The organism is Alsobacter soli, assembly GCF_003004785.1.
Taxonomy (GTDB): domain Bacteria; phylum Pseudomonadota; class Alphaproteobacteria; order Rhizobiales; family Beijerinckiaceae; genus Alsobacter; species Alsobacter soli.
The window spans coordinates 171,181-192,077 of record NZ_PVZS01000007.1 but is presented as its reverse complement, the minus strand read 5'-3'; the positions used below and the strand labels follow the sequence as shown (position 1 = coordinate 192,077).

At 69.2% G+C, this 20,897-nt stretch carries 22 protein-coding genes; 12 read left to right on the top strand and 10 right to left on the bottom strand.

The window, feature by feature from the left end; genetic code table 11:
- Positions 1-70 precede the first annotated feature (70 nt).
- From SLNSH_RS08515 to SLNSH_RS08495, 5 genes are all read left to right on the top strand, one after another.
- Positions 71-271 carry a hypothetical protein gene (locus tag SLNSH_RS08515; protein WP_106336243.1) on the top strand — a complete coding sequence of 67 codons (201 nt, stop codon included), beginning with the start codon at positions 71-73 and terminating at the stop codon, positions 269-271.
- Positions 272-955, top strand: a complete 684-nt coding sequence (locus tag SLNSH_RS08510) for a Crp/Fnr family transcriptional regulator (RefSeq protein WP_106336242.1) — start codon at positions 272-274, stop codon at positions 953-955.
- A gap of 282 nt (positions 956-1,237) precedes the next feature.
- Positions 1,238-1,633, top strand: coding sequence for a hypothetical protein (locus SLNSH_RS08505; protein WP_106336241.1), 396 nt, complete (start codon positions 1,238-1,240; stop codon positions 1,631-1,633).
- A 335-nt stretch (positions 1,634-1,968) separates the two neighbouring features.
- On the top strand, positions 1,969-2,355 hold the full coding sequence (locus tag SLNSH_RS08500) for a hypothetical protein (protein ID WP_245422152.1): 387 nt from the start codon (positions 1,969-1,971) through the stop codon (positions 2,353-2,355).
- A gap of 77 nt (positions 2,356-2,432) precedes the next feature.
- Positions 2,433-2,831, top strand: a complete 399-nt coding sequence (locus SLNSH_RS08495) for a GFA family protein (RefSeq protein ID WP_106336239.1) — start codon at positions 2,433-2,435, stop codon at positions 2,829-2,831.
- 28 nt (positions 2,832-2,859) lie between these two features.
- Here SLNSH_RS08495 and SLNSH_RS08490 read toward each other — a convergent pair whose 3' ends face one another.
- Positions 2,860-3,585 carry a molybdate ABC transporter substrate-binding protein gene (locus tag SLNSH_RS08490; protein WP_158266722.1) on the bottom strand — a complete coding sequence of 242 codons (726 nt, stop codon included), beginning with the start codon at positions 3,583-3,585 and terminating at the stop codon, positions 2,860-2,862.
- A gap of 195 nt (positions 3,586-3,780) precedes the next feature.
- On the opposite strand from SLNSH_RS08490, the gene SLNSH_RS08485 reads away from it, so the two are divergent.
- Positions 3,781-4,572, top strand: coding sequence for a fumarylacetoacetate hydrolase family protein (locus SLNSH_RS08485; protein WP_106336237.1), 792 nt, complete (start codon positions 3,781-3,783; stop codon positions 4,570-4,572).
- Between the two features lie 115 nt (positions 4,573-4,687).
- Here SLNSH_RS08485 and SLNSH_RS08480 read toward each other — a convergent pair whose 3' ends face one another.
- Positions 4,688-5,752 carry a YeiH family protein gene (locus SLNSH_RS08480; protein WP_106336236.1) on the bottom strand — a complete coding sequence of 355 codons (1,065 nt, stop codon included), beginning with the start codon at positions 5,750-5,752 and terminating at the stop codon, positions 4,688-4,690.
- Between the two features lie 33 nt (positions 5,753-5,785).
- Positions 5,786-6,754 (bottom strand): tripartite tricarboxylate transporter substrate binding protein, encoded by a 969-nt coding sequence (locus tag SLNSH_RS08475; protein ID WP_106336235.1) that lies wholly within the window; start codon positions 6,752-6,754, stop codon positions 5,786-5,788.
- 257 nt (positions 6,755-7,011) lie between these two features.
- Between SLNSH_RS08475 and SLNSH_RS08470 the strand changes: the two genes are divergently transcribed.
- The 4 genes from SLNSH_RS08470 (at position 7,012) to SLNSH_RS08455 (ending at position 10,118) form a co-directional block, all read left to right on the top strand.
- Positions 7,012-7,233 (top strand): acyl-CoA carboxylase biotin carboxyl carrier protein subunit, encoded by a 222-nt coding sequence (locus tag SLNSH_RS08470; protein ID WP_106336234.1) that lies wholly within the window; start codon positions 7,012-7,014, stop codon positions 7,231-7,233.
- The gene (locus SLNSH_RS08465; protein WP_245422149.1) at positions 7,230-8,621 is read left to right on the top strand and encodes an acetyl-CoA carboxylase biotin carboxylase subunit; all 1,392 of its coding nucleotides are present in this window, start codon (positions 7,230-7,232) and stop codon (positions 8,619-8,621) included. The genes SLNSH_RS08470 and SLNSH_RS08465 overlap by 4 nt, the downstream gene beginning before the upstream one ends.
- On the top strand, positions 8,618-9,181 hold the full coding sequence (locus SLNSH_RS08460; protein ID WP_106336233.1) for a biotin transporter BioY: 564 nt from the start codon (positions 8,618-8,620) through the stop codon (positions 9,179-9,181). The genes SLNSH_RS08465 and SLNSH_RS08460 overlap by 4 nt, the downstream gene beginning before the upstream one ends.
- Positions 9,182-9,245: 64 nt before the next feature.
- A complete protein-coding gene (locus SLNSH_RS08455) occupies positions 9,246-10,118 on the top strand; it encodes a TrmB family transcriptional regulator (RefSeq protein ID WP_158266721.1) in 873 nt (290 codons plus the stop codon).
- 185 nt (positions 10,119-10,303) lie between these two features.
- Here SLNSH_RS08455 and SLNSH_RS25220 read toward each other — a convergent pair whose 3' ends face one another.
- The 3 genes from SLNSH_RS25220 to SLNSH_RS08435 form a co-directional block, all read right to left on the bottom strand.
- Positions 10,304-12,487, bottom strand: a complete 2,184-nt coding sequence (locus SLNSH_RS25220) for an acetate--CoA ligase family protein (RefSeq protein ID WP_210202491.1) — start codon at positions 12,485-12,487, stop codon at positions 10,304-10,306.
- Positions 12,488-12,668: 181 nt separating this feature from the next.
- Complete coding sequence (locus SLNSH_RS08440) at positions 12,669-14,204, bottom strand: acyl-CoA carboxylase subunit beta (RefSeq protein WP_106336231.1); 1,536 nt, start codon at positions 14,202-14,204, stop codon at positions 12,669-12,671.
- Complete coding sequence (locus SLNSH_RS08435; RefSeq protein WP_106336230.1) at positions 14,204-15,298, bottom strand: mandelate racemase/muconate lactonizing enzyme family protein; 1,095 nt, start codon at positions 15,296-15,298, stop codon at positions 14,204-14,206. Before SLNSH_RS08435 ends, SLNSH_RS08440 begins: the two co-directional genes overlap by 1 nt.
- Before the next feature lie 121 nt (positions 15,299-15,419).
- Between SLNSH_RS08435 and SLNSH_RS08430 the strand changes: the two genes are divergently transcribed.
- Complete coding sequence (locus SLNSH_RS08430; protein ID WP_106336229.1) at positions 15,420-16,190, top strand: SDR family NAD(P)-dependent oxidoreductase; 771 nt, start codon at positions 15,420-15,422, stop codon at positions 16,188-16,190.
- Positions 16,191-16,207: 17 nt separating this feature from the next.
- Here SLNSH_RS08430 and sorB read toward each other — a convergent pair whose 3' ends face one another.
- The 4 genes from sorB to SLNSH_RS08410 are packed head-to-tail and all read right to left on the bottom strand — an operon-like array spanning position 16,208 to position 19,789.
- On the bottom strand, positions 16,208-16,519 hold the full coding sequence (sorB, locus tag SLNSH_RS08425; RefSeq protein WP_106336228.1) for a SorB family sulfite dehydrogenase c-type cytochrome subunit: 312 nt from the start codon (positions 16,517-16,519) through the stop codon (positions 16,208-16,210).
- A gap of 11 nt (positions 16,520-16,530) precedes the next feature.
- The gene (gene sorA / locus SLNSH_RS08420; protein ID WP_106336227.1) at positions 16,531-17,733 is read right to left on the bottom strand and encodes a SorA family sulfite dehydrogenase catalytic subunit; all 1,203 of its coding nucleotides are present in this window, start codon (positions 17,731-17,733) and stop codon (positions 16,531-16,533) included.
- A gap of 53 nt (positions 17,734-17,786) precedes the next feature.
- Positions 17,787-19,271 (bottom strand): tripartite tricarboxylate transporter permease, encoded by a 1,485-nt coding sequence (locus tag SLNSH_RS08415; protein ID WP_106336226.1) that lies wholly within the window; start codon positions 19,269-19,271, stop codon positions 17,787-17,789.
- Positions 19,272-19,282: 11 nt separating this feature from the next.
- Positions 19,283-19,789 (bottom strand): tripartite tricarboxylate transporter TctB family protein, encoded by a 507-nt coding sequence (locus tag SLNSH_RS08410; RefSeq protein ID WP_158266720.1) that lies wholly within the window; start codon positions 19,787-19,789, stop codon positions 19,283-19,285.
- Between the two features lie 308 nt (positions 19,790-20,097).
- On the opposite strand from SLNSH_RS08410, the gene SLNSH_RS08405 reads away from it, so the two are divergent.
- Entirely contained in the window at positions 20,098-20,874 is a 777-nt protein-coding gene (locus tag SLNSH_RS08405) for an IclR family transcriptional regulator (protein ID WP_106336224.1), read from the top strand.
- Positions 20,875-20,897 lie beyond the last annotated feature (23 nt).

Here is a 20,897-nt window from a genome sequence, read left to right as displayed (position 1 = left end):
CGGAATTACGAATTGGAAAGAAAGTAGGCGCAGGTCACGCTGTCTTCAATTCTCCCGGACCTTCACCCACATGCCTGATTACCTGCTCGGACTTGAGCTGCTGGACCAGCTCGCGGCGCGTCCCGTGTCGTCGCTGTCGGACCTGAGGGAGAAGTACGAGGCCCTGCACGCGCTCCTGCGCTGCCTCGAGGTGCCCGAGCCTGTGCTCAACGCCGCCCTCGCGATCGAGGTCGGGATGCGGCAGTTCATCTCCGTGGAAGTCGCCGAGTAGATGGCCGGCTCATTGGATCGACGTGCGCGCAAAGCCCCGATCGAGTGCCCAGTCCGCCGGCTCGGCATCTGCGGCGCCGCGGCCGATCCCTGCGGCCGGCTCAGGGGCGCCCGGAAGAAACACGGCCCTGACGAGACCCTTGTGGAAGAGGGCGAGTCCGTGGCGACGATCCAGGTCGTGGTCTCAGGATGCGTGCGCGCGTTCAAGATGCTTCCCGATGGCCGACGGCAAATCGTCGGTTTCCTCGGCCCCGGCGACCTGATCGGGCACCTGTCGGACCGGCAGATCGCCGGCTGCGAAGCCGTTGACGCCGTCGAGGTCTGCGCGTTTCCGAAGATTCGGCTGGAGAACGCCTGCAGCGAAGAGCGGGCGGTCCTGGCCGAGCTGGACAACATGCTCGCCGCCCAGGCCCACCGCGCGCAGGAACTGGCGGCGAACCTGGGCCGCAAGAACGCCCTCGGACGGGTCGCCTGGTTTCTGCTGGACCGCGCGGGCCGGTCGGCTCGGCGGTCGGAGATCCCGCTTCCGATGTCCCGGATGGACATTGCGGATTTCCTCGGGCTCCGGATCGAAACGATCTCCCGGGCCTTCTCGGCTCTCAAGAAGAGCGCCGCGATCGCGACGGGGCCGAGCTCGTTCTCGGTGCGCGACCACGGCGAACTTGCGAGAGCGGCAGGCGGATAGGCGGGGGTCTGAAACTGGCCCGAGCGCATGGTGGGCGGCGCGCTGGGGAACCTTTGGCGCGAATCCAATTGACGATTTTGGCCTGCGGGAGCCCAATTCCCCACAGGGGAGGGGGCGCGCACGGATTCATTCCCGGCCGCGTTCGTAGCCCCGCCGTCCTCGACACGCTCCCAGGCGCTGAGCCCGCTTGAAGCCGCCAGCAAAGCCGCCGGGATCCTGGCCGCGGACGGTTTTGCGAACTGCTGAACGGCGCACGCCGCCAACGGCAAGGGAGGATGAGCCATGACATCGTCTGCGAAGTCTGCGAATGCCCCCGAAGATCCCGCGCTCTGGCCGGCGGAGCTGGACGCGGTCGCCGCGGCTCCGCGCCACCACCGAGTTCTCTTCGAAAATGAGGCGCTTCGGGTTCTCGAAGTCACGCTCGATCCGGACGATGAAGAGCCGGTTCACCACCACCGCTGGCCATCGGTCTTTGTGTTCGACGAAGTGCAGGGCCCTGTTCACGACGTCGCGCCCGATGGCGCGATGCTCCCGCCGAACCGGGACGTCATGCGCGCCATCGAGACCTGGGACGGCAAAGGCTGCCTCGTCGTGAACATGGCTCCCCAGCCTGCCGGCCGTGTGCTCAACCGCTCCGGCAAGCGCATCCACGGCGTCCGCATCGAAATGAAGAAGTAGCCTCTGCGTCGCCTGCTGCCCGGAATACATGTGAGCAGGGCCGTGGCGACGCGGGGCTAAGAACCCGAAGCGAGCGTGCGCTCCAGTGTTTATCGGGGCCGCCCAGGAAGGGGCGGCCTTTTTCTGGATGTCTGTTCGCGATCAGCAGACGGGCGTTCGATGGAGGAACCATGCCCCCGCCACGTGATTGACAGCCGTCGAGGGAGGACACCATGGCGAACCAGGCAAGCTTCACACCAGAGGAATGGGCGCGCGTCGTAGGGAGCCCGATGGTGGCAGGGCTCGCGATCACGGCCGCGGACCCCAGCGGGCTGTGGGGCCTCCTGAAGGAAGCCATGTCGGGCGGCTGGGTTCTGCTGGAGGCCAAGCAGGATGCGAACGCAAACCCGCTCGTGAAGGCGGTGGCGGACGGCCTGTCGAACTCCCAAACGCGGACTGCGGCCCGCGATTGGTTGGGATCGCGGTTCAAGGGCGCGCAGGCGGCGGACCTTAAGGCGCGCGCGCTCCAGGAACTCAGGGACGTTGCGCAGATCCTCGACGCGAAGGCCCCCGAGGACGCGGCCGCCTTCAAGCTATGGCTCCAGCACGTGGCCGAGAAAGCAGCCGAGGCCGGCAATGAGGGCGGGTTCCTGGGGTTTGGCGGGGTCCAGGTCAGCGAAGCCGAGAAAGCGACCTTGGCGGAAATCTCCGCTACCCTGAATGGCGCGTCACCGACGATCTGAACAGTCGGTTCCAGCCTTGCGACCGCCGAGACCTTGCCCAAGCATGCGGCTCGCAGGGCAAGCCCTCGGAGAAACGAATGCGCGAGGCCACATGCAGTTGCGGACGGTTGCGGATCGCCTGCGATGGCGAGCCGGACATCGTGTCGCTTTGCCACTGCCTCGATTGCCAGCGCAGGACCGGGAGTGCGTTCGGCGTCCAGGCCTGGTTCGCCGAGGACCGTGTCTCCCTGCCGAACGGCGAGATCGAGCGCCATACCCGCGTCGCCGACAGCGGCGGCTCCGTGCATTACGGGTTCTGCAGAAGCTGCGGCAGTACGGTATTCTGGCGGGCGGACAAACAGCCTGGGAAGATCGCCGTCGCGGTCGGCGCCTTCGCCGACCCGACGTTTCCAGCGCCAGCCCGCTCCATTTGGGAACGGCGACAGCACCCCTGGACCAAACGGATCGAGGACCTCGCGGCCAAGCACGCCGATTAGGGGGGCGCGGGAGGCGCGAGGCTGCGCGCTACTCGAACCCGGCGGCCCGGAAAGCCGCCTTGCCGTCCGGGCCCGTGGCGTATTCCAGGAACTCCTGAGCAGCGGGATTCGACCGGCCTGCCGGCGTCAGGGCGGCGGTGTAGGTGCTGACCAGTTGCTGCGCCTGGGGCAGGAAGCCGGCGATTTCCACGCCCGGGACCGCCAGCACCTCGCTGGCCTGGGTGACGCCGAGAACCGCGCGGCCTTCGGCCACCTCGCGCATCACGTCCAGGCCGTCCTTCTGCAGGTTGGCCTTCGCGTTCACGGCTTCAGCGACGCCCATCTGCTCCAGCACCTTGGCGAAATGGATGCCCGTCGTGGCGCCGGCCTTGGGATCGCCATAGCTGACGCTGGGCGCCGCGACCAGGGCGGCCTTCAGGGCCTCGGTCGTGCTGACGTCCGGCTTGGCGGCGCCCTTGCGCACGGCGACGGCCATGCGGACGTGGCCCAGGTCGCGAGGCTCGCCGACGATCTTCCCGCCGTTTCCGAGGGCGGCGATGCTCGCGCGGCTGGAGGCGACGATATCCGCCGGTTCTCCCGCCTCGATGCGGCGTGTCACGACTCCGGCGGTGCCATAGGTCCCTCTCAGGTCGTGGCCTGTCCTGGTCTTGAAGTCCTGGGCCAGCTTCTCGAGCGTATGGCGCACCGCGCCCGTGCCGACCAAGACGACCTCCCCGGCCCGCGCGGCGCCTGCGGCCATCATCGCAGCCGCCATCACCGCGGTTCCTACCCTGCCTCGCATCGCCGTCCCTCCTCGTGTTCGTTGGGGGGAGCTTCAGGCGACAGCCGCCCTTGTTCAAGCGTCTGCGAGTATGCGTCACGCAGCGTTGACAAAGCTGGCGTCCGTTACGCCAGATGGCGGAGTCGGCGCGCGCCGGCCTACGACAACCATAAGCTTGAAGGAAACGCCATGGAGCAAAACCGTCGGGAGATGCTGAGCCTTGCGGCTCTGGCCGGCGCGGGCGCCGTTCTGGCGTCCGAGGCGCAGGCGCAGGTGAACGCCGGCCCGAAGACGCTCTTCACCGTGCAGCAGACGACCATTCCGATCGCGGGAAGCGACCAGGTCTTCCCTGTCCGACGCATCTATTGCATCGGCCGAAACTACGCCGCGCACTCGCGCGAGATGGGGTCGGATCCCAACCGCGAGCCGCCGTTTTTCTTCCAGAAGCCCAGCGACGCCATCCAGAACGTGAAGATCGGCGAGGTGGCGGACCATCCCTATCCGTCGCTGACCAAGAACTACCATTACGAGGTCGAACTGGTGGCGGCCCTGAAGAGCGGCGGCCGCAACATCCCCATGGACAAGGCGCTCGACCACGTCTTCGGTTACGCTGTCGGCCTGGACATGACCCGGCGCGATCTGCAGCGGGCCATGGGCGACGAGAAGAAGCCCTGGGAGATCGGCAAGAGCTTCGACCATTCCGCGCCGCTGGGACCCATCCACCCGGTGGACAAGGTCGGCCATTTCACCAAGGGGGCGATCTCGCTGGCGGTCAACGGCCAGGTGAAGCAGTCGAGCAACCTGTCCAACATGATCTGGAGCGTGGCCGAGCAGATCGCCAAGCTGTCGGAGGCGTTCGAGCTCATGCCGGGCGACATCATCTACTCGGGCACGCCGGAAAACGTCGGGCCGGTGGTGAAGGGCGACGTGCTGTTGTGCAAGATCGAGGGCCTGCCGGACATGTCGGTGAAGATCGTCTGATCTCGCCCGTGAAGGCCGGCTCTGCAATCGCTCGGCGGGCCGGCCGACCTGGAAGCTCGAAGGCTCGTCCGGGCTGGCCCGCATGTCGGCAGGCTTGCCCGGACGGCAGGGCCGCTCACGGGGCTAGCAGGCTGATCAGGACATAGCTCATCGTCGCCAGGGCCATGATCGACAGCGTCACGGCGGCCGTGACGCGCGCGCCCACGTGCCGCAGCTGGCGGATGTCCACGCCGAGGCCGAGGGCGGCCATGGACATGATGGTCAGAATGGCTGTCGTGGTCTGGATGGGAGCAAGAGCGCGCTCCGGGATAACGCCCGCCGCCCTGAGCAGGGCCAGGCCCACGAAGCCCACCACGAACCACGGCACGAAGCGCCAGATGCTGAACCGCACGGCGGGGCCCGGGGCGCCGCGCGTGGCCCGGCGCGCCAGCGCCACGCCGAACACGAGCGGACCGAGGATCATGACGCGCACGAGCTTCACGACGGTGCCTAGCTGGGTGGCGATGGGCCCGACCGGAACGGTCGCAGCCAGCACCTGCGGAACGGCGTAGACGGTCAGGCCCGCCAAGGCTCCGTAGCGCATCTCGTCAAGGCGGAGCAGACCGGCCGCCACCGGCAAGGTGAGCACGACGATCACGCCCAGGATGGCCGTGAAGGCGATGGAGGAGGCGATGTCCTCGGCGTCGGCCTCAATGACGGAGGCGACCGCAGCGATGGCCGAGTTGCCGCAGATTGCGTTTCCGGAGGCGATCAGCAGGCCCATGGTGGCGCTGAGACCCAGGGCGCGGCTGAGCCCATAGCTGATGACCAGCGATGCGGCCACCACGAGCAGGATGCCGAGCAGCAGCGGCGCCCCGGCGGCCGCCAGGGCGGCGGTGCTGATCGAGGCGCCGAGCAGCATCACGGCGATCTCCAGCAGAGTCTTGCCGCTGAACGCGATTCCCTTCCGGAAGGCAACGCCCGGCGTCCAGCTACTCCGCAGCGCCGCGCCCGCGAGGATCGCGAGCACGAGGGCCTCGACGTAGCCGTGGCCGAAAAACCGCTCCTCGGCCCGCTGCACGCCAACAGCCGCCAGGCTGATCGCCGCGCACAGGAGCACGCCGGGCGCCAGGGTTTGAACGGGCCCCGGCAGGGCCCAGGAGGTTCGTTGTGCGGTCATGGAAGCCTTCGAGCGCGCCATCCTCCGCCGCGCGAGCGGCAGGGAAGGAGGCTGCTATTTCATCATGCCGAGCTGTTGCAGCCACTGGACCGTGATCTGGTCCTGTTTCCTGGCGAAGGCCGTGAAGTCCTCCGGGCCGGCGAAGCTGTATTCCAGGGAGCCGGTCTTCAGATAGGACTGCATGTCGGGCGACTTCATCACCTTCTCGATGGCCGCCGCGAGCTTCTGCTTCACATCCGCCGGCATGCCCTTGGGGCCGATGACGCCGCGCCACTGCTGCCATTCGGTGGGCACGTCGAAGCCTTGCTCCCTGAAGGTGGGCACATCGGGGAACTGGGCGATGCGCGATTCCGTCATCACGCCGACGACGCGCAGGTTGCCCGCTTCGACGTGGTCCTTCACGAGGTCCACATAAGAGACGGTAGCCACGCCATGGCCGCCCAGCACCGCGGTGACGCCGTCGCCGACGCTGTCGTAGGGCACCCAGTTGGCCGCGTTGCCGGGCAGGCCCGCGGCCTTCATCAGCATCTCCCAGGCGATGTGGCTGCCCGATCCGCGAGTGAAGCCGGCGATCACCGTCTTGCCGGGAGCGGAGCGGATGCTCTCGACCAGGTCCTTCAGGCTCTTGATGGGGCTGTCGTTGCGCACGACGATCAGGTAGGGCTCGGCCGCAAGGCGGGCGATCCAATCGACGCTGTCGATCTTGTACTGCTTCAGCGTCTGGTGAAACGCCGCGATGTGGGTGTTTGTGACGCTCCCGATGGTGTAGCCGTCGGGCTTGGCGTTCTTCAGCTCGGCCATCTGGGACGCGCCGCGTCCGCCCGCGCGGTTGTCGATGACCAGAGGCTGCCCGAGCTCCTGCTGGAGGCCGATGCCCAGCTTGCGGGCCATGACGTCTGTCGCGCCGCCAGGCGAGACGTGGAGGACGTAGCGAATCGGCTTGTCCGGATACTCGGCCTTGGCCGCGGTGCTCGCAGCCGCGATGGCGACGGCGACGGCCGCGACCTTGATGAACGACGCCATGTCGTGAACCTCCCGTGTTGCCACCCGTGTCCGCTTTTTCGTGGGCTCTCCGGCCCCTGCGCGAGCGGATGATGGTGACTAGTTGCAGCTAATGCAACTACTTTTGTTCCCGCTGTCTGGCCGTGTTCGCTCGTGCGCCGACGCGCGCGCCAAGGCAGGGCTCCGGCGAGGCCGCGCAGTCGTGCGTTGTCGCTATTGCAACTACTAAAACGCTGGACTAGGGTCGCCCTCAACAAGCAGTCCCGGAGGAGGCGCGCATGGCCCTGGTCGACGTCAAGACGGAAATCACCGGCAACATCTGGAAGATCGTCGCAGCCCCGGGGTCCCGGCTGGAGGAAGACGAGCAGATCCTCATCATGGAATCCATGAAGATGGAGATCCCGGTCTCGGCGCCCGAAAGCGGCGTCGTGGTCGAGATCCTGGTCGCCGAGGGCGACACCGTGACCGAGGGCACGGTGGTGGCGAGGATCGAGGCATGAGCGGGCTCGGCCCCATCCGCCGCGTGCTCGTCGCCAACCGCGGCGAGATCGCGCTGCGCGTGTTCCGCACCTGCAAGGCGCTCGGGCTGGAGACGGCCGCAGTGTACTCGGACGCGGACGCCGAAGCGGCGCATGTCCAGGCCGCGGACCGCGCGGTCCACATCGGGCCCGCCGCGGCGCGCGAAAGCTACCTCGTGGCCGACAAGGTGCTGGCCGCCGCCCGCGAGGCGGGGGCCGACGCGATCCATCCCGGATACGGCTTCCTCAGCGAGAACGCCGCCTTCGCGGAAGCGGTCGCGGCGGCCGGCCTGGTCTGGGTGGGCCCGCGCGCCGAGGTGATCCGCGCCATGGGCGACAAGCAGCGCGCCCGCGACCTGGCCGAGCAGGCGGGCGTGCCGGTGGTGCCCGGCAGCCGGCGCTTCGCCGAGGGAGACACAGAGGGCCTCGCCGCCGAGGCGGAGCGCGTGGGCTATCCGCTCCTCGTCAAGGCGGCCGCCGGCGGCGGCGGCATCGGCATGCGCCGGGTGGACGCCCCGGCGACCCTGGCCGACACGGTCTGGGCGACCCAGTCCATGGCGGCCAAGGCCTTCGGTGACGGCGCCGTGTTCCTGGAGCGCTTCGTGCCCAAGGCGCGGCACGTCGAGATCCAGGTGTTCGGCTACGGGGACGGAACCGCCGTGCATCTCTTCGAGCGCGACTGCTCGCTCCAGCGCCGCTTCCAGAAGGTGATCGAGGAGAGTCCCGCGCCGGGGCTGCCGGAGCCCGTCCGCGCCGCCATGGCGGAAGCCGCGCTGCGGCTCGCCCGGGCCGTGCGCTACGAGGGCGCGGGCACGGTGGAGTTCATCGTGGACGCCGAGAGCTTCGCGTTCTTCTTCCTGGAGATGAACACCCGCATCCAGGTGGAGCACGCCGTCACGGAGATGATCACCGGCCGCGACCTCGTGGCGATGCAGCTGGAGCTCGCCGCCGGCCAGCCCGGCCGGCTCGCCCAGGAGGCGATCGCCGCCAAGGGCCACGCGATCGAGTGCCGACTCTATGCCGAGAACCCGGCCAAGATGTTCATGCCGTCGCCGGGCCCCTTGCGCATCTTCCGAGCGCCGGAGGCTGCGCGCGACCTGCGCATCGACAGCGGCTACCGCGAAGGCGATCTCGTCACGCCCTTCTACGACCCGATGCTCGCCAAGGTGATCGCCTGGGGACCGGACCGGACCGCCGCCCGCCGCCGGGCGGCCGACGCCCTGCGCGCCTTCGCGGTGGAGGGCATCGCCACCAACCGCGAATTCCTCCTCGCCTGCCTGTCGGACGAGGCCTTCGCCTCCGGCGACGTGCACACCGGATTCATTGACAGCCGCCGCGCCCAGTTGCTCGCCACGGGAGACAAGCCATGACCACCCGCGACACCGTCTTCGCCGACGCCCTCTGGGCGCCTTCCAACCGCCTGCTGCGCGACGGCGCGCTGGCGCTCGCCGGCTCGGCCCTGATCGGCCTTTCGGCCCATGTCGCGCTGCCGATGTGGCCCGTGCCCGTCACCATGCAAACCTTCGCGGTGCTGCTGATCGGCCTGGCCTACGGACCTCGCCTTGCGGCCGTGACGGTGGCGGCCTACCTGCTCGAGGGCCTCGTCGGCGCGCCGGTGTTCACCGGCGGGCCCGCGACGCTTGTCGGGCCGACGGGAGGCTACCTGATGGGCTTCCTCCCCGCGGCCGTCCTCGCGGGCGCCCTGGCGAGCCGCGGCTGGAGCCGCACGCCGCTGCGCGTCGCCGCCGCCATGCTGGCCGGCTCGCTGACGATCTACGTCTTCGGCGCCGCCTGGCTCGCCGGCTTCGTCGGGCCGTCGAAGGCGGTGGCGCTGGGCGTCGCGCCCTTCCTTGTCGGCGACGCCATCAAGGCGGCGCTTGCGGCGGCGCTGGCGCCCGTGGCCTGGCGTTGGCTGGGGCGTTCGGCCTGAGCGTCAGCGCAAGCTTGCGGCCGCGGCGAAAATCGTCTCACTCTCCGGACGAGGAGATCTCGAAGTGGCCGGCAAGCTCAGCGTTTCGCAAGCGACAGGAACCGAGGCGACGGCTGACCTGCGTCGCCTCGGCTTCACGGATTATGAGGCGAGGATCTACGTGCAGCTGGTGCGCCAGTCGCCCGCCACCGCCTACGAGATCTCCAAGACCACCGGCGTGCCGCGCCCCAACGCCTACCAGGCGCTGGAGGCGCTCGCCCAGCGCGGCGCCGTGCTGCCTGTCAGCGAGAACCCCATCCGCTATGTCGCGGCCGATCCCAAGCAGCTGTTCGACGCCATTGCGCGCCAGACCCGCAATCTCTGCACGGACCTGGCCGACCAGCTCTCCGCTCTGACGCCGCCCCTGGAAGACCAGTACGTCTGGACGCTGCGCGGCGAGGCGAGCGTCCACGACAAGATCGACACCCTGATCCGCGAAGCCCAGAGCGTGCTGTGGATCAAGGCGGCGGACGAAGTGCTTCGCCGCCACAAGGCCGCCTTGCAGGAGGCCGCAGATCGGGGCGTCGAGGCGCTGATCGTGCTGTTCGGACCTGATGCCGACGAGTTCCGATTCAACGAGCGCTGGCGCGTCTACATCCACGAGGGCAACGGCGTGCGCATGGGCTCCGCCGACAACCTGTTCACGGTGGCCGTCGACCACGCCCAGATGCTGACGGCGCGCCTCGACCAGGAGGTCGTGGCCGCGCACACCCGCAACAAGCCCATCGTGACCCTGGCCCAGTCGCTCGTCCGGCACGACTACTACATGGCCGAAATCTTCGCCCGCTTCGGCCCGCAGATCGAGGCCGCCTTCGGGCTCCACCTGCGCGACCTGCGAATGGCCTGCTTCTCGCCCGCCGAGATCCGCTCCTTCCAGGAGCGGACGGGACTAGGCTAGCGCGGATCGAGCTCCCCCGTCCTTGCGAGGAGCGCAGCGACGAAGCAATCCAGGGGCGGACGGGGGAAACGATACCGGCGTCGCGCCCAGCCCCACTGGATTGCTTCGCCTGCGGCTCGCAATGACGGCGGAGGGCTTCTAGACGCGCCGGCTCCCGGGAGAGACGGCGCGGGATGCCGGCGCCCTCAGGCGACGAGCCTTTCCTCCAGATGCCGCACATTGGCGAGGGCGGCCGCCATGGGGGCGATCTCGTCGAACACGGGGACCCCCGCCGCACGCGCCTTTTCCCGGTAGAGCCGGCGGCGCTCGTCCAGTTCGGCCGAGCCGTCTGTCCGCAGGGCCAGCAGGAAATGCGCCTTGCCGGCCCACTTGCGCTGGGTCTGCTCCACCACGGCGAACAGGTTGTCGATGGGGTCGACGCTGCCGCGCCCCACGAAGGCCGCCAGGTTGAGGTGCATGGCGATCGCGTCCGGCGCCGCGTGGGCGTAGACGATGTCCAGGATCTCCCCGGCGACGAGCCCGTCCTTTTCCTGAAGTGTCCGGACCGGCGTGTCGATCGGGTTGGCGACGCTGGTGCCGGGCGGCAGGCCCATGGCCTCCAGGCGCTCGCGCGCCTCCCCCTCGTAGGGCAGCACATCAAGCCCGACCGCCGCGAAGGCGTCCGCGCCGAGCACGCTCGAGCCGCCGCCGTTTCCGAACAGGGTCACGGAGCGGGTGGGACGCTCCGCGCGCAGGGTCAGGTGCTGGAGCGCGAGCAGCGTGTCGATGAAGGCGTCCACCGTCGCCACCAGCACGGCGGGCGTCTGGCGGGCCAGCGCGTCCCAGGCCTTGTCATCACCCGCCAGGGCGCCCGTGTGCGAGGCTGCGGCCAGGCGGCCCTGGCTGGAGCGTCCACCCTTGAGGATGACCACCGGCTTTGTCGCCTTCGGCGAGCGCATCAGGTCGAAGAAGGCGCGCGCGTCCTTCACGTCCTCGATGTAGAGCCCGACCGCCTTCGTGACCGGGTCGGCGAAATAGTACTCGAGCAGTTCATGCGGGGCGACGTCGGCGCTGTTGCCGATGGTCACGAGGCCGCTGAATCGCAGTCCGCGCCATTGGCCGCGCTTGATGATGTCCGTCGACAGGCCGCCCGACTGGGCGACAACGCCGATGGTGCCTACCTCCTGGGGCGCGCCGGCGGGGAAAGTGAGCTTGCCGCGCGGCGAGTAGGTCCCGAGGCAGTTGGGGCCGATCACCCGGACGCCTGCCTCGCGCGCCTTGGCGACAAGGTCGCGTTCCAGCTCCTTGCCTTCCTCCACCTCGCCGAAGCCGGACGAGATGACCTGTGCGACCCTGCAGCGGCCGCGCGCCGCCGCGATCGCGTCCGGGATGCGCGCCGCCCCGATGGCCACATAGGCGTAGTCCACGGGCTCCGGCGTCGAGCCGAGGTCCGGGTAGGCGGTGAAGCCCTCGATCTCGGTCGCGGTCGGGTGGATGGGATAGATCGCGCCGTCGTAGCCGAACGCCTTCAGGCGGCGGATGAACGTGTTGGCGATGGCGACGTCCTTCGTGGATGCGCCCATCACCGCCACCGTGCGCGGCTCGAACAGCGGGCGGAACGCCGCCACCGGGTCGGCATCCGCCGCGCGGCCCTCATGCGCTTCGGCGGGACGCAGCAGCACGCGCGCGTCCACCGCCACGGCGCCCTTGGCGGAGACGATCACGGGGTTTAGGTCGAGTTCGGCGACAACGTCGGCGTGGCGCATGAGCAGGCCGTCGGCGCCGCCCACCTTCAGCATCACGTCGACCAGGGCGTCCTCGTCCACCGCCGCCGAGCCACGCGCGCCGCGCAGCAGCTCCTGGCCCTTGAGCTCGGCCAGCATGGCGCGCGCCTCGCCCGCGTCTATAGGGCAGATGCGGAAGGACACGTCCTTGAGCACCTCGACGAAGATGCCGCCGAGCCCGACCATGACCATGGGGCCGAACTGTGGGTCGCGGAAGCCGCCGACCACCACCTCGCGCCCTGCCGGGACCATCTCCTCGACCAGCCAGCCTTCGACGTTTGCGCCCGCGATGGCGGGCTTTTGCGCCATGGCTGCGATTGCAGTCCGTACGGCAGCCGCGTCGGCGACGTTGAGGGCCACCCCGCCAGCGTCGGATTTATGCAGGATGTCGGGCGATACCACCTTCACCACGAAGGGCGGGGTGAAGCCGGCCGCGAGGCGCTCACCCTCGGCCGCATCGGCGGCCACGGCGGAGCGCGGCGTGCGCACCCCGAAGCTTTCCAGCACGGCCTTGCCGGACTTCTCATCCAGGGCGGAGCGGCCCTCGGCGACGGCGCGGGCGAGCAGTTGATCGCCCGTCAGCGGGCTTTGCGACTGGAACGTCATGGAGGACCTCGGGTTTGGTCGAAATGGAGTCGTGGCTCAGGGCGTCATCCCCGGCGCGCCGAACGCGCGGGAAGGGGATCCAGAGGCAGCGCGCGTGGCCCTGGATCCGCTTCCCCTGCGCCGCTCCGCGGCTCCGGCCGGGGATGACGCCGGGAGGGACTCGCGAGAATCTCCGCGGCCCTCAGAAGCTCGTCGGCCAGGTGCGCATGAGGTGCTGGCCCAGGCCGCCCGACCGGCGGCGGCGCTGGATGTCCAGCATGCGGATGAGATAGACGCGGGTTTCCTGCGGCTTGATCACGTCGTGAGCCGAGAAGATGCGGGCCATGTCCCAGATCTCCAGATCCTTCTGGATCTCGGCCAGGGCGTCCTCGAAGCCCTCGTCCCCGGGCGACTTGTTCTTCACGATGTTGGTGGCGAACACCGGGTCCATGAAGCTCACCTCGGCGCCCGGCCAGGCCACCATGACGTCGTTGTGGGCGCCGCCTCCCATGGCCACGTAGGCGCGGCCATAGGCCTTGCGGCAGATGACCGTCACCTGCGGCACCGTGGTGAGGCACGTGGCGTTCATGAAGTTCATGATCTGCCCAGGGGCGCCCTTGCGCTCGGCGTCGAGGCCCACCACGAAGCCGGGCGTGTCCATGAAGCGCACGAGCGGGATGTTGAAGCTGTCGCACATCACCGTGAAGTCGATGATCTTGCGGCAGGCCTCCGCCGACAGGGCGCCTCCGCCCACCTGGGGGTTGTTGGCGATGACGCCGACGGCCTTGCCGCCCAGGCGCGCGAGCCCAACCGTGGCGGAGCGTCCGAAGCGGGGCTTGATCTCGAAATAGGAGCCCCGGTCCACGATCACCTCGATGATCGCCTTCATGTTGTAGACCTGGGTGCGCTTCTCCGGCAGCACCTCCAGGATGCGCTCCTGCCTGTCGCCGGAGCCCTCCGCCACGGGGGCGTCGGGGGGCAGCTCGCCGTTGTGGCTCGGCATGTAGGACAGGAACCGCCGGATGGCCGCCATGGCCTCCTCGTCCGTGTCCACGAAATGGTCGATGAGGCCGGTCTGCTCCGCGTGCAGGCGCCAGCCGCCGAGGGCCTCCAGGTCGACCTTCTCGCCGATGGCCATCGAGACCAGGCGCGGGCTCGACACCGACATGATCGAGCCCTTCTTCATGACGGCGAAATCGGCGCAGCAGCACATCCAGGCAGACGAGCCGAAGGAGGTGTCCAGCGCGGCCGAGACCCAGGGCGTGTCGCGCATGCGCCTGAACTGGGTCACATCGTTGCCGAGCAGGGCGCCCATGCCCTTGGAGCCCATGGCGTCGGGCAGGCGGGCGCCGGTGGACTCGCCCACATGGATGAAGGGCATGCCCTTCTCCGTGCAGGTCTTGCGGATGTAGCCCATCTTCTTGGAGTTGGTGGCGCTCGTAGAGGCCCCCTTGGTGGTGAAGTCGTTCACCACGACGCCCACGTCGCGGCCGTCCACCCGGCCGAAGCCGGTGAGCTTGCCGTCGCGTGGGGTGGAGGGCACGTCTGACTCGAATACGCCGGAGGCGCCGAGAAGGCCGACCTCGAGGAAGCTGTCCGGATCGATCAGGGCGTCGAGGCGCTGCTGCGCGCTGAGCTGGCCGCGCTCCTCGCGCTTGCGCAACTTGTCGGGTCCGCCCATGCGGCTCGCCGCCGCGCGACGCCGGTCGAGTTCGGCGAGCATCTCTTCGTGGGCCATCAGGCTGTCCTCTCGTGGTCGGGTCCGAACGTCATGCGCTCGGTGGTGAAGCGCTCGAGGGCGTCGCGATCGAGGTCGGGCCAGTAGCCCGCCGGCAGGCGCATCGAGCCGTCGTTGAAGGGCAGGGGGTTGCGGAACAGCCGATCGTGCGGCTTCAGGAAGCCGTTGAACTCGCCCGCGCCGCGGATGGTGGTGCGGGCCACGCAGGCTTCCAGCCAGCCCTGGATCTCGCTGCCGAGGCCGTCGCCCAACACGGGCTCCATGCCATGGGCGCGCACGGCGTCGAGCCCCGCCTTGAGGCGGTCGAGCCCGCCGAAGCGCTTCAGCTTGAGCTTGCAGAAGGCCACGCGCTCCATGCCGCCGGCCCGGGCGATGTCGGCCAGCGTGCAGATGGGCTCGTCCAGCATCAGCGGCACGGTGGAAGCCTTGGCGACCGCGCCGTTGGCCTCCCAGTCGTCCGCGTGGCAGGGCTGCTCGAAGAGCTCGATCCCTTCCGGATCCAGGCGGGACGCGAAGGCGACCCCCTGCTCGCGCGTGTAGGCCCGGTTGGCGTCGAGGCGGAGCGTCGCCTGTCCGCGGGCGCTGCGCTGGATGGCGGCGACCCGGGCGAGGTCGGCCTCCACGTCGGCCCCCACCTTGACCTTGAAGGTGCGGAAGCCCTGCTCAAGCAGCGCCTCGACCTCGCGGGCGATACCGGCTTCGTCGAGGGCGCCCACCGGGACCAGCAACGGCAGCGTGAGGTCGGCCGGGATGTCCAGCAGCGGATTGCGCTCCAGGACCTCGATCGCGCTGACCAACGCGGTGGTGGCGGCCTTGCTCTCTTCGAAATCGTCGAGAACGAGCGCCTTGGCCTCGGCGGGAGTGCGTCCGAGCGCGCGCGCCGCGTGGTCCGCGATGAAAGCCCACGCTCCCTCGCGGGTCTCGCTGCTGGACCCCGGAGACACGTGCGCGTCGCCGAAGCCGCTGCGGCCCTCGTCGTCGTGCGCGAAGACCACGTAGGGCTCGAACTCCTGAAAGGTCCGATAGGAGAGCCGGTAGGGCTTGACCAGCGGCAGCCTCAGCCGCCGGACTTCGATCCGTTCGATGCGCGCCATGAGCCTCCCCGATCCTGCTTTTTCGCGGCGTCGCGCCGCAGCGCGCCCGGTGGTTGTTGCTATTGCTACTACGCTCGTTTAGTCATTGCAACACGGGCTTGAGCAACGGACGGAGGACGCCATGCAGGCAGATGCGAGCGGGGTCTTCGCGGGGCGCGAACTGGAGGGCCGGGTGGCGCTGGTCACCGGCGCGGCGCGCAATATCGGGCGTGCCATCGCGCTGGGGCTGGGCCGGGGCGGCGCCTCGGTGCTGGTCGCCGCGCATGCGTCGCGGGACGCCGCCGAGGAGACCGCCGCGCTCGTGCGCGCCGACGGGGGCGCGGCCGAGGTGGCGCTCGCCGATGTCGCCGACCCGGCGGGCGCGCAGGCCCTGGTCGACGCGGCGCTGCGCGCCTTCGGGCGCCTCGACATTCTGGTCTGCAACGCGGCCGCCCGCTCGGACGGGGCCATCGAGTCCATCACCCCGCAGGAGTGGCGCCGCATCACGTCGAGCATTCTGGATGGGACGTTCTTTTGCGCGCAGGCGGCCGGGCCGCACCTGCGCGCGAGCGGGCAGGGCGCGCTGGTGACGCTCGGGGGCGTGGCCGCGCATGTGGGCCTGTCCGGGCGCGCGCACGTGTCGGCCGCGAAGGCGGGCGTGCTCGGGCTCACGCGCGCGCTCGCGCGCGAATGGGCGCCCCACGTGACCGCGAACTGCGTGTCCCCGGGCTACGTCGCGACCGCGCGCGCGGGCGAGGTCCCGGCGCACTTCCGCGAGCGGGCGCCGCTGGCGGGGCGCCCGGGCGCGCCGGAGGAGATCGCCGCCGCCGTGCGCTACCTCGCCGGGCCGGCGGCGCGGTTCGTGACGGGGCAGACGCTGCATCTCAACGGCGGCTGGCACATGGGGGCGTGACCGCCTGGGCCCTGGGCCTAGTAGGTCGCCGCGAGGTAGTCGACGATGGCCTTGACGTCCGTCTCGGCGATCGGCGCCTTGTAGGTCTTGATCATCTTGGCGACCTCGCCCTCCCAGAAGGCGCGCCCCTGCTTCGGCGGCTGCATGGCGAGGTAGTCCGCCGAATGGCACGCGGAGCAGTTGTTGCGGGCCGTCTCCACTCCCGGCCCGGGCCGCAGCGTCGCGGTCTCCTCCGGCAGCGTATAGGTGACGGGGGCCGCCAAGGCGGCGCCCGACGTGGCGAGCAGGGCGCCGGCCCACAGGGCGCGCGCGAGATTGCGTCCGTTCATCAGAGCCTCCCTCACGCCGCGCGCACGCGCACGGTCTCGACGACATTGCGCATGTAGCCGGCCGGATTCCAAAGCGGCTCCATGGGTTGCGACTGGCCGATGCGGTTCACCGCCCGGACCTTCAGGGCGTGCTCCCCGGGCGGCAACCGCAAGGCGACCTGCCACTCGCGGAAGGAGTAGCGGCCGAGGTCCTCGCCCAGCCGCGCCGCGATCCATGTCGCGCCGCCGTCCGGAGACACGGCCACGTCCGTCACCCCGTAGCCGCCATCGAAGGCGATCCCGCGCACGACGACGTCCTCGCGCGCCCTTACGGCGGCGCCGTCCGCCAGGCTGGTGATGAAGGAGCGCACGTCGAAGCGCTTGATGGGCGTCGTGGCCTTGGGGGCGGTCCCGGGGTCCACGCAGGCGCAGGCGTTGTCCGGGATCCGATAAGCCGTCGCCATCCAGAAGCCGCTGAAGACCGAGTCCAGCACGGTGATCCGGTTCAGGTGCTTCACCCAATAGGTGCCGTAGTGGCCGGGCACCACCAGGCGTAGCGGGTAGCCGTTCAGGAACGGCAGGTCCTCGCCGTTCATGGCGTAGGCCAGCATGACCTCGCCGTCGCGCGCATGGTCGATGTCGAGCGCCTTGACGAAATCAGGCGTCTCCTGGACCACCGGCCCATCGAGGCCGTCGAACGTGGCCTGGCGCGCGCCGGCCTGCACGCCGGCCTTGTCCAGAACCGCCTTGAGGGGAACGCCCTTCCAGCGGGCGTTGCCCATGGCGCCGTTGGCGAGCTGGCCGCCGGCCACCCGGGGCTCGAAGAAGCCGCGGCTGTTGCCGGAGCACTGGTTCACGGCCGTCACCTCCACCGCCTCCATGGCCTTGATGTCGGCCAGGGAAAGCGACAGCGGCTTGTCGACCTTGCCGCCGACCTCGAGGCGGAACGCGTCCGGATCGATCGACAGGGGGATCCCGGCGAGGTGATAGCGCACGAAGAACGCGTCGTTGGGCGTGATCACGCCCTCGTTGAACACGGAGAACGGCGTTTCCAATTGCGGCGGGCGCGCCGTCATCTGGATCAGGGGCCGCTTCTGGGGGTAGCGGACCAGCGGTCGCTCGCCAGCCTCGAAGGGCAGCGTCACGGTCTCGGCGGCGCGCGCCAGACCGGCCGCTCCGGACAGGCCCGCAGCCACCACGGCGCCTCTCTGCATGAAATCACGGCGACTCAGCATGTGCCCTCCCATGCGGCGCGCATCGCAGGCCGCGCCGTTACGCCTGAAGCCGGTCACGACACCGCCAGGGCCTTCTTCGCGCCCGGACGCGGGATCATGGGCATCACCAGGACCGCCACTGCGGCGACCAGGCAGAGCATCGGCACCGGATGCACGAAGACGCCATATTCGCCGCCCGAGCTCAGCAGCGCACGCCGAAAATTCGACTCGGTCAGGTAGCCCAGGACCAGCGCCAGGACGATCGGGGCCGGTTCGACATGGATCTTCTTCATGGCGTAGCCGATCACGCCGAAGAAGATCGTGATGTAGATGGAGAAGACGTCGTTCTGCGAGGCGTAGCTGCCGAGCATACACATGGCGGCGACGAGACCGGCGATGACGCTCTTCGGCACCTGGGTCACGCGCACCCACAGCCGCGCGCCGCCCAGGCCCAGGGCGACCATGAACGGCATAGTGACCGCCATGGCGATGAAGATCGAGAACGGGATCTCCGGGTTCTTGTCGAACAGGAGCGGGCCGGGCTGAACGCCGTGCAGCGTAAGGGCGCCGATCAGCACCGCGGTGCTCGCCGAGCCCGGAATCCCAAGCGACAGCATGGGGGCTAGCGCTCCGGGAACGGAGGCGTTGGCCGCGGTCTCAGCCGCGACCAGCCCCTCCGGGTTGCCGTGGCCGAAGGTCTCCGGCCGCTTCGACAGCCGCTTCTGAAGGCCATAGGACACGACGGCGGAAATGACCGCCCCGTGGCCGGGAATGACGCTGACGAGGTAGCCCACCAGGGTGCTGCGCGTCAGCGTGCCCAGATAGGGGCGCATGAGGCCGAATTGGCCCGAGATCTTGGGAAGACTCTTGAGCGCTTCCGGCGCCTCGGCCGCGTGCTCCACCATCGAGAAGACGCTGGACATGGCGAACAGGCCGATCAAGGCGGGCAGGAACGTAACGCCGCTGAGCAGGCCGTCCGTGAAGACGTACCGGCTGACGCCGTCGAGAGGATCCGTGCCGATCACGCCGATGCCCAGGCCGAAGAACAGGCCGATGAACCCCTTGAGCATGGACGAGCCCGAGAGCGAGGAGACCAGGCTCAGCCCGAGCACCGCGATCGCGAAATACTCCGCCGGCCCGAATGCGAGCGCGACGGAGGCGATGGAGGTCGAGGTGACGATCAAAAGGGCCGTGCTGACGAAGGATCCGAATGCGGCGCTCAGGATGGACATCGTGAGGGCCGTTCCGGCTTCGCCCCGCAGCCGCATGGGATAGCCGTCCAGAGCCGTCACCGCTGCGGCGGGTATCCCTGGCGTGTTCATCAGGATCGCCGGGATCGCCCCTGCGTATTCCGTGGCCATGTACAAGGTGACCAGCATCACGATGGACACCACAGGCGACAGCGCGAACGTGAACGGCACCATGAGGGCTATGCCGATGCTGGAGGTCAGGCCGGGGATGGCCCCCACCAGATATCCGACCAGAATGCCGACGATGAGCCCGGCCAGCACGTGCCAGGAGATCATGTGCGACAGGGCGACTCCGAAACCGGTCAACATGCCGTTGCTCCTCAGGGCAGGGGGGTGCCGAGCACCGTTTCAAAGAGCACCTTCGTGAACACGAGGAACCCGACGGAGCACCCGAGGATCAGCAAGGGGCTGCGGCAGCCCGAGATCCAGAAGAAGGGCAGCAGCCAAAGCCCGGTCGCGGCGTAGTAGCCGAGCCAGTGCAGCAGGAATGGGTAAAGGATGACCAGCATGATGGCCGCCAGCACCGACATGGGCCGCTGTACGGTCACGGGCCGCTCCAGGCGGCGCCCGGACAGAGCCGCCGCGCCCTGGATCGCCAGCATCAGGGCCGAGCCCCCCAGCAGGATCGCTACGCCGCGGGGAAAGCCCGCAGGGCCATTCAGGCCTTGGCCCGTGTCTTCGATGGACGCGGCGCCGAACCACAGCCACAGGGCGGTGGCCAGGAACAGCAGTCCCCCGATCAGGTCCAAGACCGGCGCCGAAAGGCGCATCGTCGGCTCGGACGCCACCCCGAAGCGCTCCCGTCCGGCGCTTGACGGCTCAGCCATCGCCATCCTCCCCTTGGTCGGCGAAGTTTTCTTCGCTCGGCGACGCGAGCTTGGGCTCCGTCGCAAGGAAAGGCTAGTGAGGAGATCGCGACCCCGCAATCAAAAATGAACCTATGTTCCGAAATTTGAAACAAGAGCCGTGCGTGCTGCTCCGTTCTGCGCCTGCAGGCCTGGAAATCCCTCTCGGAACCGGCGGAATTGGCCGGCTGTCTGCGTCGCCTGGAGTGTAGATCCGCCAAGCGAAGCTGTTTCAAATGCTGAACCGCTTGTGCTAGCTTTCGCATGATGCGATCACGTGGGCTGTAATCATGGCGAAGGCGGACCCGACCAAGGATGCAGGCGCCCGAACGGGATCCACCTCGCTGACCGTCCGCAAGTCGCTGGACGTGATGGACTCGTTCCTCGATCGGCCCGAGGGCTACACGTTGACTCAGCTGGCGGCCCGAAACGGGATGAGCAAGGCCACGGCCCTGCGCCTGTGCGCCACCCTGGAGGCGTGCGGCTACCTCGACCGCGACGAGCGCATGATCTATCGGATCGGCCCGAAGGTGCTGCGGCTGGCGCAAGGCTATCGCCACCAGTTCCGGCTCGAGACAGTGGTCCGGCCCGTTCTGCAGCGCCTGCGCGACCAGACGGGCGAGAGCGCGTCCTTCTACGTCGCGGAGCATACGGAGCGCGTGTGCCTCGTTCGCGAGAACTCGCGCCACGTGATCAGGCATCACCTGGAGGAGGGGACCAGGCTGCCGTTGCACGAGGGCGTGGTCGGCCGCGTGCTGCAGGCGTTCCAGGGCGCGAAAGGGCGGCAGTTCGATCGGATCCGCGCGGACGGCGTGCTGATGGCGCGGGGGCGAGAACCGCATACGGCTTCCGTCGCGGCGCCGGTCCACGACATGGCCGGACGACTCATCGGGGCGCTGGTGATTTCGGGCCCTTACTCGCGATTCGACGCGGGGCGCCAGCACGCCGCGGCCGCGTTGCTGCTGGGCGCGCGGGACGACATCGCCCGCCACGTCCCTTTGGAAGGCGACATGGGCAAGCCAACCGCCCTGGCGACGCAGACGCCTGTTCTGTCTCGGGCCGGCTAGTTCTCAAGAGGCGCCGGACGCCC